The 14,374-nt window shown below is 47.2% G+C and carries 14 protein-coding genes; 11 read left to right on the top strand and 3 right to left on the bottom strand.

What is annotated here, in order from left to right; genetic code table 11:
* Positions 1–6: 6 nt before the first annotated feature.
* Positions 7–954 (bottom strand): DMT family transporter, encoded by a 948-nt coding sequence (locus PAENI_RS10340; RefSeq protein ID WP_149645166.1) that lies wholly within the window; start codon positions 952–954, stop codon positions 7–9.
* Positions 955–1,183: 229 nt separating this feature from the next.
* Here PAENI_RS10340 and PAENI_RS10335 point away from each other — a divergent pair, with 229 nt between their 5' ends.
* On the top strand, positions 1,184–1,897 hold the full coding sequence (locus tag PAENI_RS10335) for a metal-dependent hydrolase (protein ID WP_149645165.1): 714 nt from the start codon (positions 1,184–1,186) through the stop codon (positions 1,895–1,897).
* An 84-nt stretch (positions 1,898–1,981) separates the two neighbouring features.
* Here PAENI_RS10335 and lplA read toward each other — a convergent pair whose 3' ends face one another.
* A complete protein-coding gene (gene lplA, locus PAENI_RS10330; RefSeq protein ID WP_149645164.1) occupies positions 1,982–2,983 on the bottom strand; it encodes a lipoate--protein ligase in 1,002 nt (333 codons plus the stop codon).
* 281 nt (positions 2,984–3,264) lie between these two features.
* Here lplA and PAENI_RS10325 point away from each other — a divergent pair, with 281 nt between their 5' ends.
* From PAENI_RS10325 to PAENI_RS10300, 6 genes are all read left to right on the top strand, one after another.
* A complete protein-coding gene (locus PAENI_RS10325; RefSeq protein ID WP_149645163.1) occupies positions 3,265–3,849 on the top strand; it encodes a TetR/AcrR family transcriptional regulator in 585 nt (194 codons plus the stop codon).
* Between the two features lie 7 nt (positions 3,850–3,856).
* Positions 3,857–4,603 carry a type I methionyl aminopeptidase gene (gene map, locus PAENI_RS10320; protein WP_149645162.1) on the top strand — a complete coding sequence of 249 codons (747 nt, stop codon included), beginning with the start codon at positions 3,857–3,859 and terminating at the stop codon, positions 4,601–4,603.
* A 259-nt stretch (positions 4,604–4,862) separates the two neighbouring features.
* Positions 4,863–5,951, top strand: a complete 1,089-nt coding sequence (cobD, locus tag PAENI_RS10315) for a threonine-phosphate decarboxylase CobD (protein WP_149645161.1) — start codon at positions 4,863–4,865, stop codon at positions 5,949–5,951.
* Between the two features lie 645 nt (positions 5,952–6,596).
* Positions 6,597–7,376 carry an adenosylcobinamide amidohydrolase gene (locus PAENI_RS10310; protein WP_262495571.1) on the top strand — a complete coding sequence of 260 codons (780 nt, stop codon included), beginning with the start codon at positions 6,597–6,599 and terminating at the stop codon, positions 7,374–7,376.
* 49 nt (positions 7,377–7,425) lie between these two features.
* The gene (cbiB, locus tag PAENI_RS10305) at positions 7,426–8,385 is read left to right on the top strand and encodes an adenosylcobinamide-phosphate synthase CbiB (protein WP_149645160.1); all 960 of its coding nucleotides are present in this window, start codon (positions 7,426–7,428) and stop codon (positions 8,383–8,385) included.
* Complete coding sequence (locus tag PAENI_RS10300) at positions 8,364–9,050, top strand: histidine phosphatase family protein (protein ID WP_262495570.1); 687 nt, start codon at positions 8,364–8,366, stop codon at positions 9,048–9,050. The genes cbiB and PAENI_RS10300 overlap by 22 nt, the downstream gene beginning before the upstream one ends.
* A 106-nt stretch (positions 9,051–9,156) precedes the next feature.
* Here PAENI_RS10300 and catA read toward each other — a convergent pair whose 3' ends face one another.
* Complete coding sequence (catA, locus tag PAENI_RS10295) at positions 9,157–9,816, bottom strand: type A chloramphenicol O-acetyltransferase (RefSeq protein WP_149645159.1); 660 nt, start codon at positions 9,814–9,816, stop codon at positions 9,157–9,159.
* Positions 9,817–10,028: 212 nt separating this feature from the next.
* Between catA and PAENI_RS10290 the strand changes: the two genes are divergently transcribed.
* From PAENI_RS10290 to PAENI_RS10275, 4 genes are all read left to right on the top strand, one after another.
* On the top strand, positions 10,029–10,565 hold the full coding sequence (locus tag PAENI_RS10290) for a P-loop nucleotide/nucleoside kinase family protein (RefSeq protein WP_149645158.1): 537 nt from the start codon (positions 10,029–10,031) through the stop codon (positions 10,563–10,565).
* A gap of 158 nt (positions 10,566–10,723) precedes the next feature.
* Positions 10,724–12,175, top strand: a complete 1,452-nt coding sequence (gene pdxR, locus PAENI_RS10285; RefSeq protein WP_042185623.1) for a MocR-like pyridoxine biosynthesis transcription factor PdxR — start codon at positions 10,724–10,726, stop codon at positions 12,173–12,175.
* A gap of 19 nt (positions 12,176–12,194) precedes the next feature.
* On the top strand, positions 12,195–13,127 hold the full coding sequence (locus tag PAENI_RS10280) for a D-alanine--D-alanine ligase (RefSeq protein WP_149645248.1): 933 nt from the start codon (positions 12,195–12,197) through the stop codon (positions 13,125–13,127).
* Complete coding sequence (locus PAENI_RS10275) at positions 13,120–14,283, top strand: aminotransferase class I/II-fold pyridoxal phosphate-dependent enzyme (RefSeq protein ID WP_149645157.1); 1,164 nt, start codon at positions 13,120–13,122, stop codon at positions 14,281–14,283. The genes PAENI_RS10280 and PAENI_RS10275 overlap by 8 nt, the downstream gene beginning before the upstream one ends.
* Positions 14,284–14,374 lie beyond the last annotated feature (91 nt).

Here is a 14,374-nt window from a genome sequence, read left to right as displayed (position 1 = left end):
CTCTCCTTATCTCTTTCTAAATAAATGTAATTTGGAAAAATAATTCTTCTTATGTTGATTCTGACCCGGTTCCGGACTCAGCTCTGCCATAAGCATAGCTCCCAGAATACAACCACAACCGAGCAGAGCGGACATACCAAGCGTTTCTCCGCCAAAGGCTAAGCCTGTCAGAACAGCGAATACAGGTTCTGTGGCATAAATAATGGCTACCCGTGAAGGCGTAGTGTATTTCTGGCAGGCGGTTTGAATCCAGAAAGCAAAAGCGCTGGTAGGACCAATAGAGATTAAAAGTGCCCAGAGAACGTCCGGGTCCTTGATAAGCTCTGCGCTGTGTGCCAGTGGTGCAGCTCCTTCAAAGATAAGCGAAGCGACAATGCTGAACAGTCCAACGAAGGCGAGCTGCAAGGTTGCCAGCGGCAACGCCGGATAATGAGGTGCATAAACGCCAGTATATGCGACTTGTAGCGCAAAAGCTATGGCGCAGAGCAAGATCAAAGCATCGCCTTTATTCAGGGACAAAGCAGAGCCGGTGAAGGTCAGCAGATAAAGACCTACTGCGGCAAGCGCCGCGCTGAACCAAGTGTAACGTGAAATGGCATGCTTTAGTAGCGCCAGAGAGAGAAACGGAACCAATACGACCGATAGACCGGTAATAAACCCGGTATTGGAGGTGGTTGTATATAGAAGTCCCATGGTCTGGAAGCCATAGCCCATAAACAAAAAAAGGCCTAGCAGCAGAGAATCGCGTACCATGCGGAAACTTAGCTGTTTCCACTCCTTGCGGTAAAAAATAAAAGTGATTAGAGCCAGCAACAGGGCAGCACCTGTAAAGCGGATGCTGTTAAACGCGAGTGGAGGGAGCACTTTGACAGCATTTTGAACAATCAGAAAGGTGCATCCCCACATCATCGCCACAAGTAGCAGGCTAAAATCGGCCATACGGGAATGCTTCACTTCTTAGGTCATCCTCTCTTCGGCAAATGCCGTCCTTGTAAGAACGACAAGGTCAAGTTGTCCAAATTGTATCGTATATTCATGGGGAGGACAAGATGGGAATCGCTCAAAGGCTTATATTTAAAGGGATTTAAGGGATTAGGCTAGACAAAAAAACAGGGTCTTGATATACTTCGATAACCGCACATTTGTTCTTGTTTTTCGCATCTTAGAAAGGAGCGGTTTCACCATGATGGGCAGATCCCATTTAATAATCAGCACTGGGGTTACCCTATCTGTAATGAGTTTGATGTCACACGAGATTACGATTCCAGTTATTGCGGTCGCAGCGTTAAGCTCTTTGCTGCCTGATATCGATGAACCGAATTCGCTGCTTGTGCGCAAGGCGATTCCAGAATTTCTATTAAGAGCGCTGCAAATTGCTTTGATAGGCGCGGCGATCTATCTCTATTTTGCCGGAATCGTGGAACGTCCTTGGAATATTGTGCTTGCACTGCTAGTCGGAAGTGTATCTTTCCTGCCTAGTCGAAAGCTGCGCCATTTGGTCATGATCTTGATTGCCATAGCACTCTTTGCGTTCGGGGAAGCCTATGATCCATGGAACTACATTGCAGCGTGCGTGCTTGTAGTCTCATCGGTTGTTCCTCATCGTGGACTGACACATACCTTGTATGGAGTTGCGGGCTGGAGCGCCTTATTGTATTTTGCCTCAGCGGGTATAAATGATGGTGGCAGTCTGTGGATAGCTGGCGGTATGTCGTATGCACTTCATCTACTGGCAGACTCCCTTACTCAAAGAGGAATTACACCATTGCCGCCAATACCCTTTAAGCTGCGTCTAAAGCTAATGAGTACAGGCACGAAAAAAGGTGGAGCCGTAGAGAACATCTGCATCATGCTGACTCTAGCGTTCGTTGTCTATGTATTTATACTTTCTCCTTGAACTAAAATGAATATGAAAGAGGGGCTTGTCTATTCTTTACGCAAATTGCGCATAGGATAAGCAGGCCCCTTTATTTTTGTGTAACTATTCTTCTAGGAAAACCAGTCCGATAAAGTCCTCCGGTTCAATACGTCCGAAATAATGCTTCAAATCCAGATCTGCTAATGCTTCTCTAACCTCTGCCTCATTATAACGTTTGCCACGAAGTGCATTTTCAACATCTACTACGTCACCAACCCCAAAGAAGTCACCATAGATTTTGATGTCCTTAATGAGGGAATCCTCAATATCCATACGAATATCAATAATTCCAGCAGGGAATTTACGTGTGTGTTTGACGTTGCTTTTTGGTGACAGACCGTAGTTCCAGTCCCAGTTCTGGTAGTGCTCTTTGGAAATTTCGTGGATTTTGTCCCAGTCGGCTTGTTGCAGCTTATACTGAGGGACCTCGGATGGCTCCATGCCAAAGATCGAACGTAGGAGACCGGAGCGGAACTCTTCAATGGTCATGTCTGTACCTAGCAGCTCTTTGATGTTGGCTACGCGACTACGTACGGATTTGGTGCTCTTCGATTTGAACTTCTCTGGATTTACTTTTAGAGAGGCTTGTACATTGTCCAAATTGAGATCAAACATCAGTGTGCCATGGCTGAACATGCGTCCACGTGTGGAGAATTGAGCGTTGCCGGAAATTTTTTGTTCGCCGACTTGAAGATCATTCCGTCCACTAAGCTCAGCGTTTACACCCATGCTTTGTAAGTAGTCGATCACCGGTTGGGTGAATTTCAGGAAGTTATGGAAGGATTGGCCGTCGTCCTTAGTAATGAAGCTGAAGTTAAGATTTCCGAGATCGTGATAGACAGCTCCACCGCCGGACAAACGCCGCACAACCTTAATATCATTCTCTTTAACATATTCCTGATTGATTTCTTCAATCGTATTTTGATGTTTACCGATGATGATAGATGGGCTGTTAATATAAAAAAGCAGGTAACTCTCGTCCATCGGCAAGTGTTTCAGCGCATATTCCTCAATCGCCAAATTGATGGAAGCGTCAGTAATCCCTGTGTTATCAATAAAAATCATAGTGAATTCCTCCGTTGCAGCAAAATTGATTACAGTTCTCATTTTAAACCAAAAGCAGTTTTTTAACAAAAGAGATCGCTTCGTGATTCGGTGGAAATAAAGTATTAGGCTGGATTCGTTGAATGAATGCGATTTTTAAATTGAAGAATTTCCAGCGCCCAGTCTTATTGTTCAGTACTTCATTTTATCGAAAATCAACAAATCTTTTGCATTTCTTCAGCCCATGGGTTACTATTTTTATATTGACAAATTTGCAGGTCTAAATAAGGAGGTTACACGCTATGTGCCCCCGTACCAAAGAACAAAATGAGCTCATACGCATACAGCGCAAAGAACAGATCCTGGACGTCGCCGCGCGCTCCTACTTTCGCACGGGCGGCAGCTTTGATATTCGCGACGTCGCCCGCGAGGCAGGTCTTGGTTACGGCACAGTATACCATTATTATCCCAACCGGCATTTATTAATAGAAGATGTATTAGAAAGCGGCTTTGAGCGATGTGAGCAAGTTATCGCCAAATGGGCGAACATAAGCGGCAGCCCACCGGATGACAGGCAGTTGTTGATGTATTGTAAAGCGCTGCTCCAGCTGTGGCAGTCGGACGCCCGCGCATATCTCGTCTACAAAATGGCGGCGGAACATTATGTAGGCTTGTCTGAAAGGGATCGACACCACGCCAAGAGACGGTTTATGGAACGTCTATACGTTCCACTCCAATCGATCGCCCAGTGCGAAGACGACAGCGTCGACCATATGCTTGCCGTGCTGGTCGGTTGCTGTGGGCTGCACTACTATGCGGGCAATTCCGATCTGAACGTCGATCGAATCGCCCGACTCGCTATCCAAGCTATTACGAAGGGGTCCTGATACGAACATGGTCATTTTAAAAAGCAAGCATGAAATTGAGGCTATCCGCAAGGCATGCCAAGTGGTGGCTGAATGTCATCGTACAATCGCCCCGCTTATCAAACCGGGTATTACCACCAACGAGATTGAGCGCATATTCGAGGACATTATGTTGAAGCACGGCGCAAAGCCATACCAGAAAGGCTATAGAGGCTATCAATATGCGACGTGTGCCTCCGCCAACGATGTAATCGCGCATGGCTTCCCTAGCAATAAGCCACTTGAGGAAGGCGATATCGTGACGATCGACACGGTCGCTGAGCTCGATGGCTGGCTCGGCGATTCGGCCTGGAGTTATGCGGTCGGGCAGATCTCGCCGATGGCCGAGAAGTTGATGCGTGTCACGAAGGAATGTCTTGACCTGGGCATCGAGCAGGCTCAGCCCGGCAATCGACTCGGCGACGTGACGAGCGCGATTCAGCGGCATGCGGAATCACACGGTTTCGGCGTCGTGCGCGACCTTCTCGCTCATGGCATCGGCCGCGACCTGCACGAGGAGCCGACTTATATGCATGTCGGCAAGCCTGGAAAAGGCCCCCGTATCAAGGAAGGTATGGTGTTCACGATTGAGCCCATGATCACCGAAGGTACCTACTTCATGACAATCGATCCGGACGGCTGGACCGCACGGACGATGGACAACAAGCTCGCCGCCCAATACGAGCATACGATCGCCATCACGGCTGAAGGTCCACAAATTTTGACCGCGCAATAGAAAAAATTAGAGGTCGACCAACGAAATGGTCGACTTCTTTTTTTCGTATTCGGGGACAGCGTGTCCATAGATCTGATGAGGCTGCCAGTCTAGAACTTTATTATCTTTTGACATCTCGTAGATTTTAATGTCGATTTGAGGCAAGTGGTTATTCAGGTGATTCCTTTAGTGAGCATTGACGTATTCCCGGCAAAGACGCAATAATGGTGGCAATGAGATACATATCGAACAAACGAAAGTGGATAGAGGGAGTGTAAATATGCTTGAAAAATACGGCCACGGCGGTGATTTGCTAACAGCTGCGGAACTTTATGAGGAGGCTGGTGGCACATTTCTTGATTTCAGTGCAAACATCAATCCTATCGGGCCTCCGCCAGCCGTCTTAGAGCTACTTAGAACAGCAATGTCTACGGTGGTTGCCTACCCTGACCCTGGACATCGACGCTTCAAAAGTCTGCTAGCAAAGGACCTGGGTATACATAGTAGTTGGTTGACAGTAGGCAACGGAGCCGCAGAAGCTATGGCATTGTTGCTGCTTGCGATTGCTCCGCAAAAGGTAGGTATCGTAGAACCTTGTTTCTCTGAGTACCGGCAGCTATCTGTGCAATTCGGTGCAGAAGTATTATCTGTTCAGGGGACAAGGGAACAGCACTTCCAAGCTGGAGTGAACGAGATTGCCGGGCTGCTGGAGAAGGTTGATCTGCTGTTCCTTGGACAGCCGAACAACCCTAATGGCGTTCAGTATACTGTGGATGAGCTGCGCTGGTTAGCGCAGAAGGCTGAAAGCTACGGGACGTATTTGGCTGTGGATGAAGCCTTTATTGATTTTATTCCAGAAGCAGAACGAAATACGCTTTTGCCGGATCTGGATCAGTTTCCGCATACGATTTTGGTGCGGTCGATGACGAAATTTTATGCGATTCCCGGACTGCGTCTCGGGTTTGCCATTTCGCATCCGGAGCTGGCAAAGGCGATGACCCGAAAGCAGGTTACCTGGAGCGTGAATGGTTTGGCGCTGCTGGCGGGCGAAGCCTGCCTTGAGTGTGGGCACGAGTATGGACATCGCACACGCGAACTGATCGCCACGGAACGGGAACTGCTGCGGCAAGGCCTTATGCAGCTAGGCTGCGATGTGCCGCCAGGCGAAGCCAACTTTCTGCTCTGCGGCCTGCCTTCGCCGTGGAGTGCGGCTGAGATGCAGACCCGTCTTGGGCGTGTCGGTATACTGGTGCGCAGCTGTGCCATGTACCCCGGTCTAGGAGGCGAGCATATCCGAGTAGCCGTTAAGGGACATGAGGATAATGTCCGGCTGCTAAAACAGATGAAGGAAATTCTGGCGGATAAGTGACCTGTGTAGCTTAGAGGGCAGCGGGTTTGCTGTTAAAGTGTCTGGTGTAGCGCAGGGGGATGGGAGTCTACTGTAAGTGATACTCGCGGCGTAGAGAAGGCAGGGATTCTAATGAATAAGTGACTCAAGTACCGCAGAAGTTGCGATTTGATACCGGATGGCGGGCTTCAGCTCGCATGCTTAGGGTTGTAACAAAGTTTGGTGAGATAGCTTCTGATGGACATCCTCCAAAGTGCATTCGTTGTATTTCGTACAACAGAACTCGCTTTGCTGGCGTAGCAATTCGATTCTATAGCACTGTGTACAATAGAAATTTGGAAAATGATGCGAATTAGGTTTTTACGTGACATTCTATTGCAAGAAATACAGCAGAATGGCTTTTGCCTGTGAATAAAGCTGAATTTGTTGTATAAAGTGCAATGGATGGGTGAGGGACGGATTTTTAGATGGATATTGGAGTATGTGTTGTAGTAGAAATCGAGTATCTGTGGAGCGGATATTGAGTATGTGTTCAGAGCTGAAATTAGGGGCATGTGTTGGAGTAGATTTTAGAGCAGATAGTCATTTGCTGAAATAGAGAATTAGGTAGTTTCTAAGTGAGGCGGTTGGGGAAGTACAGGCGCGACCGCGAAGCGGATTGGATGAATGGATAAAAGTAATGTGCTGTGGAAGGAGCAAGATCGATATATGGTGCAAGTAAAGATTCCATTTAACCTCGCAGGAGGTGTAAAAGAGTATCATTCGGCCATCTGGCCAGGGCTTGCTTTACAGTGGAAGGGAAACCATCTGCTACTAGAGCTACCTGCTGAAGCAGATGGTTTATCGAGTGCGTTCTATGGTGGAGGAATGAATCGGCTAGAGAGGGCCGTCAATTTATATGTTGATCGCAATTATGAATGTAGTGATCCTGTTCAGGATATGGAGAATAAGCTCCGCGAGTGGGGTTATTCAATGTCTGGCTGTGCCGGTCTGATGACGGCAGTACCGCTAGAGCATGCAGCGGTAGCTGAGGAAGACACAGGCTCAGCGGGTATTTTTGTTTGCGTTACTGCCGCCGCAGGAAATGCTGCGCGCGCGGGTGTGGAACGCAATGTGCTGGCTGTTTATCGCCCGGGTACGATTAACATAATGCTAGGTATTGATGGCTGCCTGACACCGGCGGCCATGGTCAATGCTGTGCAGACAGCTGTCGAAGCCAAAGCTGCTGCTCTGGCCGATCTCGGGATTACCGACCCCGAGAATGGGCTGATCGCTACTGGAACAACTACGGATGCGATAGTGCTCGCTGTGAGCCAAAGTGGGCGATACAAGGCAGAGCATGTTTACGCCGGAACCGCTACCGATCTTGGGGGCGCAATCGGGCGTCTTGTATATAGCGCTGTGACAGGGAGTTTGCTATCGGTTCAGGCAAGGAAGGACAGCTAATGAGAATAGGTAGCTGGAATTGCTGGAGAATGTACAGAGGTGATCGCCTGTGACAATCGCTTTAGTACTGCTTGCGGCTTATGTAATTGATCGGATCGTAGGTGATCCGCGTAGCTTGCCCCATCCCGTAATCGGTATGGGCAAAGCAATCACGGCTCTGGAGCGGGCGATCCGTCGTTTATGGTCCTACCCGCAAAGCCTGCGCAGAGCAGGGGTGTTACTTCCGCTATGTGTGGCGGGTGGTGCTTGGGCACTGACAGCCATTCTGCTATGGCTGCTGTCATATATCTCACCGTGGCTCGTCTGGATAGCCGAGGCTTGGTTGATTTCAACCACGATTGCCTCCAAGGGACTAAAGGATGCAGGAATGGCGGTGTACGTGGAATTGCAGAAGGGCGATATCCCTGCTGCCCGCAAGGCGTTGGGGATGATCGTGGGGCGTGATACGACTTCGCTAGATTCCCCGGAAATTGTGCGCGGCACGGTAGAGACTGTAGCAGAGAATATCGTCGATGCGATTATTTCTCCATTGTTCTATGCGCTCATCGGTGGCGCGCCGCTTGCTATGGCTTATCGAGCAGTAAATACACTCGATTCCATGGTGGGATATAAGAATGATAAATACCGAGATCTCGGCTGGGCATCCGCTCGGCTTGATGATGTTGCCAACTTCATTCCAGCACGGATTACGGCATTACTCTTGGCACTGTGTGCATGGCTGCTTCGTCTGGATTGGCGCAATTGTCTGCAAATGGTGAAGAGGGATGCGAGTCTCCATCCAAGCCCAAATAGCGGCTATCCAGAATCCGCTGTTGCGGGCGCACTTGGTATCCGTCTCGGAGGAGAGAACGTCTATCATGGTGTCGCTTCTTTCCGAGCCTATATGGGTGATCCGGTACGAGCGATGGAGCTGGACGATATTATTCAGACCTCGCGGATGATGATGCTCTCCTCTTCAATTTTTGTAGGCTTATGCGCGGTTGTGGCATGGATATGGATCGGGGGCTAATGCTAGACATGGCGTTTCCTTCTATAGAGCTAGAATTAGTACTTGTCCGCCACGGGCAAACTCAGTGGAATGCTGAGCATCGTTACTTAGGACATTCGGATCTCCCGTTGCTATCTAGTGCAGTAGAGCAGCTATCTCAGCTTAAGCAGCAGTCTGAAGTATCGAATGATTTTTGGTGTGTATTTTGCAGCGATTTGCTTAGATGTCGGGAGACTCTAGCTTATATTTCTCCTTCTTTAGAGAAGGTGGCTGTCTACGATCCGCGCCTGCGTGAAATGAATTTTGGAGCTTTCGAAGGCTGTACTTATGAGGAATTGAAGGATAACTCACTATATAGAAGGTGGATTGATAATCCTTCCACAGTTACACCACCGGATGGTGAAACATGGGCGCAGTTTGACGAACGGTTGCGTAGCTTCCTGTCAGATCTGGGGCGAGGGGCTGAGGATACATTTGTGCAGGCTGCAATTAGTGAAAAAAAGGCTGAGGTAATAACAAGCAGGGTGTTGGTAGTCACACATGGTGGTGTTATTCGGAATTTCCTTGCACAGTTAATTCCTGGTGTCACATTCTACAGCGCAGTTGCACCTTCTCCGGGAACAGCAATGGTACTCAGGCTATTTTGGCGGAACGGGCAATGGTCGGCAGATATTTCTGGAGATTGATGAGAAAATCAAATGAAAAAAAGGGTTCCACATATTAGTCATACCTAATATGTGGAACTCTTTATGTTTAAACTATCGTTCGCCCTCAGCAGAATAAAGTGGATAATTAGATGTTAGGTAACCATTCCTTATAGGTATCTGCACGTGACTGCAATTCATTATACAGCATGCTGGCATGGTAACCGTCGCACACGGCATGATGGAATTGCCCCGATATTGGTAATAGTATTTTTTTGTCTTGATGAAAATATTTTCCTATAGTAAAGATGGGAAGCAGGAAGGTTCCCTCGTTATACACGTTCAGGTTAAAGCTCGTGAAGCTGACCCACGGAATACTAGAAATAGGGAAGGTGTTCGGTGGTTCGTTTGCTTTAGCGATAAATTGTTTCACGCTTCCGTACATTTTCATATCATCCAAATAACGGTTATAGAAATCATTAAACTTTTCACCGTACGAAGTCCAGATGCTTGAAAAAGTCTTATCATCATCATGGAAAATTGTAAAACTAGGTGACAAGCTATCCCAATAACCTAATCTACCTTCAGAATCAAAGCATGTGCGGAATTCACTATGACGGTTCACCACCGTAGTTATTATGTGGATTAGTGCTGGGTACAGCTTAATTCCCTTATGCTTAAGCTCTGACAGTAGAAGGGTGATATCAATATTTGCGGTCATGCTATAGGTGCATCTGACATTGTTTAAATAATGTTCAAAATAGGGTTTTCTACTCCAGTTATCAATGACAATCGGGTTAAAAATCATTTATTATGACCTCCTAAAATTATTTCATTTTTCATTTTAGGAGGTCTGCTGGACTGATTTCACCATATCCTTATCACAATCCTTTGAGAAAGTATTTTGTAACGATGAGTATACCATCATCATCGCCGTAATTAAAAATATATTTAATGAAAAATAATATAGTAGACTGAGATAGTAGAGCATCAGTTAAAGTGGAAGGGAGATGCTTTATAATGCTGAATGAAAAGAGGGTCATCGAAAAATTACTCCAGCAAAAGCGTACTAGCGCGGTTCCCATCGTTGTAATGATGTGCGGTGTAGCTGGGTCGGGTAAAACGACCTTTGCTCAAAAGTTGGAGAAAGAAGGATTCGTACGGCTTTCGATAGATGAGGACATTTGGGCCACTTACGGCCGTTTTGGAGTGGATTATCCAGAGGAGAATTATGGTTCCTATTTAATAGAATCGGAATTAAAGCTACGTAAGGAGCTAGTGAAACTGATTCAGGCTAAACAGCATGTTGTTGTCGATTTCAGCTTTTGGCAGCGTCAGAGACGGAACGATTATAAGCAATTAATTGAAGAGCATGGCGGCGATTGGGAGCTGATTTTTTTAAAGGTTGGGCCAGATGAACTGCGTCAGCGACTGCTCATTCGGAGTGAACGTTTTGACGCCAATGCGGCATTTACGATCACAGAGGACACGCTTACTCGGTTTCTAAGCGGTTTTGAAACCCCTGCTTCAGAAGGAGAAACGGTGATCGAAGCCTAGGTCATTCTTATTTAACCGAGTCCTTTTAATAGCATGAAAATAATCAAATTTATGAGTCTGTCCGCTCATAGAACCACAGCCGGATTAAAATCCCATGGCTGTGGTTCTTTTTTTAAGCGAGTGATTGTGCCATGATAGTCATGGAGGCGACCAAAGAGATGTTTAAGGATTTTAAGCTCATAGCCGGACGGCCGGTGTATATACAAATTAAAGACTATATGAAGCACTTAATCATAAAAGGCGGTCTGCAAGGCAATCAAAAGCTACCCTCCACACGAGAACTCAGCACATTGCTTAAGGTTAGCCGCAACTCCGTAATCTCTGCTTATGCAGAGCTTGAGGATGATGGATTTGCGTATGCCGTGCAGGGTCAGGGAAGTTATGTGGCACCAACACCTCCCGGCAGTGAAACAATCTCTTCCTGGACGATGGACTGGAAGACGCGTATCAATGATCATGCGCGGCTGGCGGAGGATCTGGATATCATGAAGCGCGGCATACGAGCGGAGAAGGGGACGATCTCCTTCACGAGCATCGCACCTGATGAGAGTCTTTTTGATCTAGATAATGTGAAACGCTCCTTTATGGATCGTATGTCGGTGGAAGGCAACGTCTTACTAAATTATGGATATGCCAAAGGGTATAAGCCTTTAATAGACTATTTGAAGCAGTACATGGAGCACAAAGGCGTTGAAATGAAAGGCAAGGATATATTGATCACCAATGGCTTTACAGAGGGATTCGATATTGTATTGTCTGCACTTAGCAAAAAGAATGGTTCGGTCATCTGTGAGAATCCAACGCATCATACGGCGATCAAAAATTTGAAGCTGAACGGCTTTGAGATCACCGGGATTCCTATGGAGCGTGATGGGATTGATCTGGTTGAGCTGGAGAAGGCATTGCAGGAGCAAGCTTTTGACTGTGCCTACTTTGTCCCCTCTTATCATAATCCGACCGGCATTGTAATGTCTCCCGAGAAAAGACAGAGGCTAATGAAGCTGATGAACCGGTACCAAATACCAGTGATCGAGGATGGTTTTAACGAGGAGTTACGCTATTCGGGCTCACATGTGGCTCCACTTATCGCAGCAGCAGGGAGCGGCAACAGCGTGATCTATCTAGGTAGCTTCTCAAAGGTATTATTTCCGGGACTACGCGTAGGCTGGGTGCTGGCAGATCAGGAGCTGATCTATTCTCTCGAAAGCGTCAAGCGCGCACGTACCATTCATACCTCGACGCTGGATCAATCCATTTTGTATCAGTACTTATTAGGTGGCCATTTAGAGAAGTATTTGAAAAAAGCCAGAGCGGAATATAAACGAAAATATGAATTAACCCTGCAATGCTGTAAGGAGTTTATTCCTTATACGGCGTTATCAGGGGATGGCGGATTGCATCTTTTTGTAACCTTCGCGGAGGGCTTTAATACAAGGACGCTGCTGGCGGCCTGTCATGAGCAAGGGGTTATTTTTACAGCAGGAGATATATTCTTCACAGACGGTAAAGGTCAAAATACGATACGGATCGGTTTCTCCAGAGTGACGGATGAGGATATCCGCAAGGGGATCGAGATTATTGGCAGAACAGCACGACAACTAATGGGATAAAGAGGTGCTTGAGATGAAGATGAAGGTAGGCGTAATTATGGGCGGGGTGTCCTCAGAGTATGAGGTATCCATGAATAGCGGTAGAGAGATTTTGAAGAATCTAGATCCCAATAAATATGAGGTTACTCCAATAGTGATCACCAAGCGTGAAGAGCTTATTGAGCAGGCAAAAGGAATCGATATCGCGCTGCTTGCGCTCCACGGAGCTTACGGAGAGGACGGTACGGTTCAGGGGACGCTGGAGACGATGGGGATTCCTTATACGGGTAGTGGCGTTTTGTCTAGCAGCATTTGTATGGATAAAGATCTTTCCAAAAAGCTTATGCGCTGCTCAGGCGTCAACACGGCGGATTGGCTGTGCTGGGATAGTATGAAGGATTATTCTCAAGAAGCCGTAGAGCGGATTGGGTATCCTGTTATGGTGAAGCCATGTGCAGGCGGTTCGAGTATCGGTATGGAAAAGGTGAGCAGTAGCGAGGAGCTGTTGAGCGCAGTACAGAAGGCTTTTGCCTGTGATCAGTCGATTCTGATCGAGAGCTACATTCAAGGTCAGGAAATCACTTGCTCCATTCTAAATGGCGAGATGTTGCCCGTCTTGGGTATCACCTCAGCGCATGCGGAGTGGTTCGATTACAGTGCGAAATACGAAGATGGCGGGGCAGACGAACGGGTCATTGATCTACCAGCTGAGGTGTATGAGCGAGTACGTGATGCAGCCTTAACTTGCTACAAATCACTAAAATGCAGCGTGTACGCAAGGGTGGATATGCTCATTAAGGATGGTATTCCATATGTGCTGGAGGTGAACACATTACCGGGCATGACGAAGGCGAGTCTTTTACCAAAAAGCGCGCAAGCGGCAGGTTACACCTTCAGCGGACTGCTGGACGAGATCATTTCCCTTTCCCTAACAGAAAAGAGTCCGAAAGAAGAGGTGCTCAGTCATGCATAATGAATGGATTACTCCGCGTGTACGGGAGATTGCTCCCTCGGGGATTCGGGCTTTTTTTGACCTAAGTACAGGAAATCAGGATATTATATCGCTTGGCGTAGGCGAGCCTGATTTCGTTACACCGGAGCATGTAAGAGCTGCCTGTATTCGTGCTTTGAATAATGGGGAGACGATGTACACACCAAATTCCGGCTTGTTGGAGCTTAGAGAAGAGATCGCCTCTTATCTGCATACAAGCTTCAATCTCCGCTATGAGCCAACTAACGAGATTATGGTTACAGTGGGGAGCAGTGAAGCTGTGGATTTGGCTCTGAGGGCCTTTATTACACCCGGGGATGAGATTATCGTCCCTTCTCCGAGCTATATTGCGTATTCGCCGATTACTCATTTGAACGGTGGGGTTACGGTAGAGGTTGAATCTTCAGCCGAGCAGGGGTTTAAGCTTACTCCTGAAGCGTTGAGGCAGGTGATTACCCCGCGTTCCAAGATTCTTATGGTGAATTTTCCGACTAATCCTACAGGAGCAGTAATGACTTACGAGGATTGGCTACCCATTGCACAGATTGTAAAAGAGAATAACTTACTTGTCATTTCAGATGAAATCTATGCCGAGCTAACCTATGATAGTCAGCATGTCAGTATTGCCTCCCTACCTGGGATGTTGGAACGAACGATTGTCATTAGTGGCTTCTCCAAAGCATTTGCGATGACTGGCTGGAGAGTGGGTTATGCTTGTGGTGATCAGGAATTGATTGCTGCGATGCTCAAAATCCACCAGTACACTGCGATGTGTGCTCCGATACTAGGTCAAATCGCTGCTATTGAATCACTGCGGAACGGTATGGAGCATAAGGACCACATGAAACGATGCTTTGATGAGCGAAGAAAGCTGCTGGTTAGTGGGTTTCGATCTATTGGTTTACCTTGCCACGAGCCGGAGGGTGCATTTTATGTCTTTCCTTCCATCGCTAATACCGGAATGAAGTCAGAAGATTTCGCTTTGCAGCTGCTCAAGGAGGTTGGTGTTGCTGCGGTTCCGGGGCATGTGTTTGGAGCGGGTGGAGAAGGGTATATTCGCTGCTCTTATGCAGCATCCCTACAAAAATTGACGGAAGCGCTGGAGAGAATCGAAGGATTTATGAAAGTGAAGTTGTAATTCTAGTGGTCCCCATCTATCATAGATGGGGGCTTTTCTGTGTAGATAAGATAGAATAGGTTATACGGATATCTTTAATTGGAGGTTAAAA

The sequence above is a fragment of the Paenibacillus sp. B2(2019) genome, assembly GCF_008370385.1.
GTDB lineage: Bacteria > Bacillota > Bacilli > Paenibacillales > Paenibacillaceae > Paenibacillus_AQ.
This window is presented reverse-complemented; position numbering and strand designations above follow the sequence as displayed.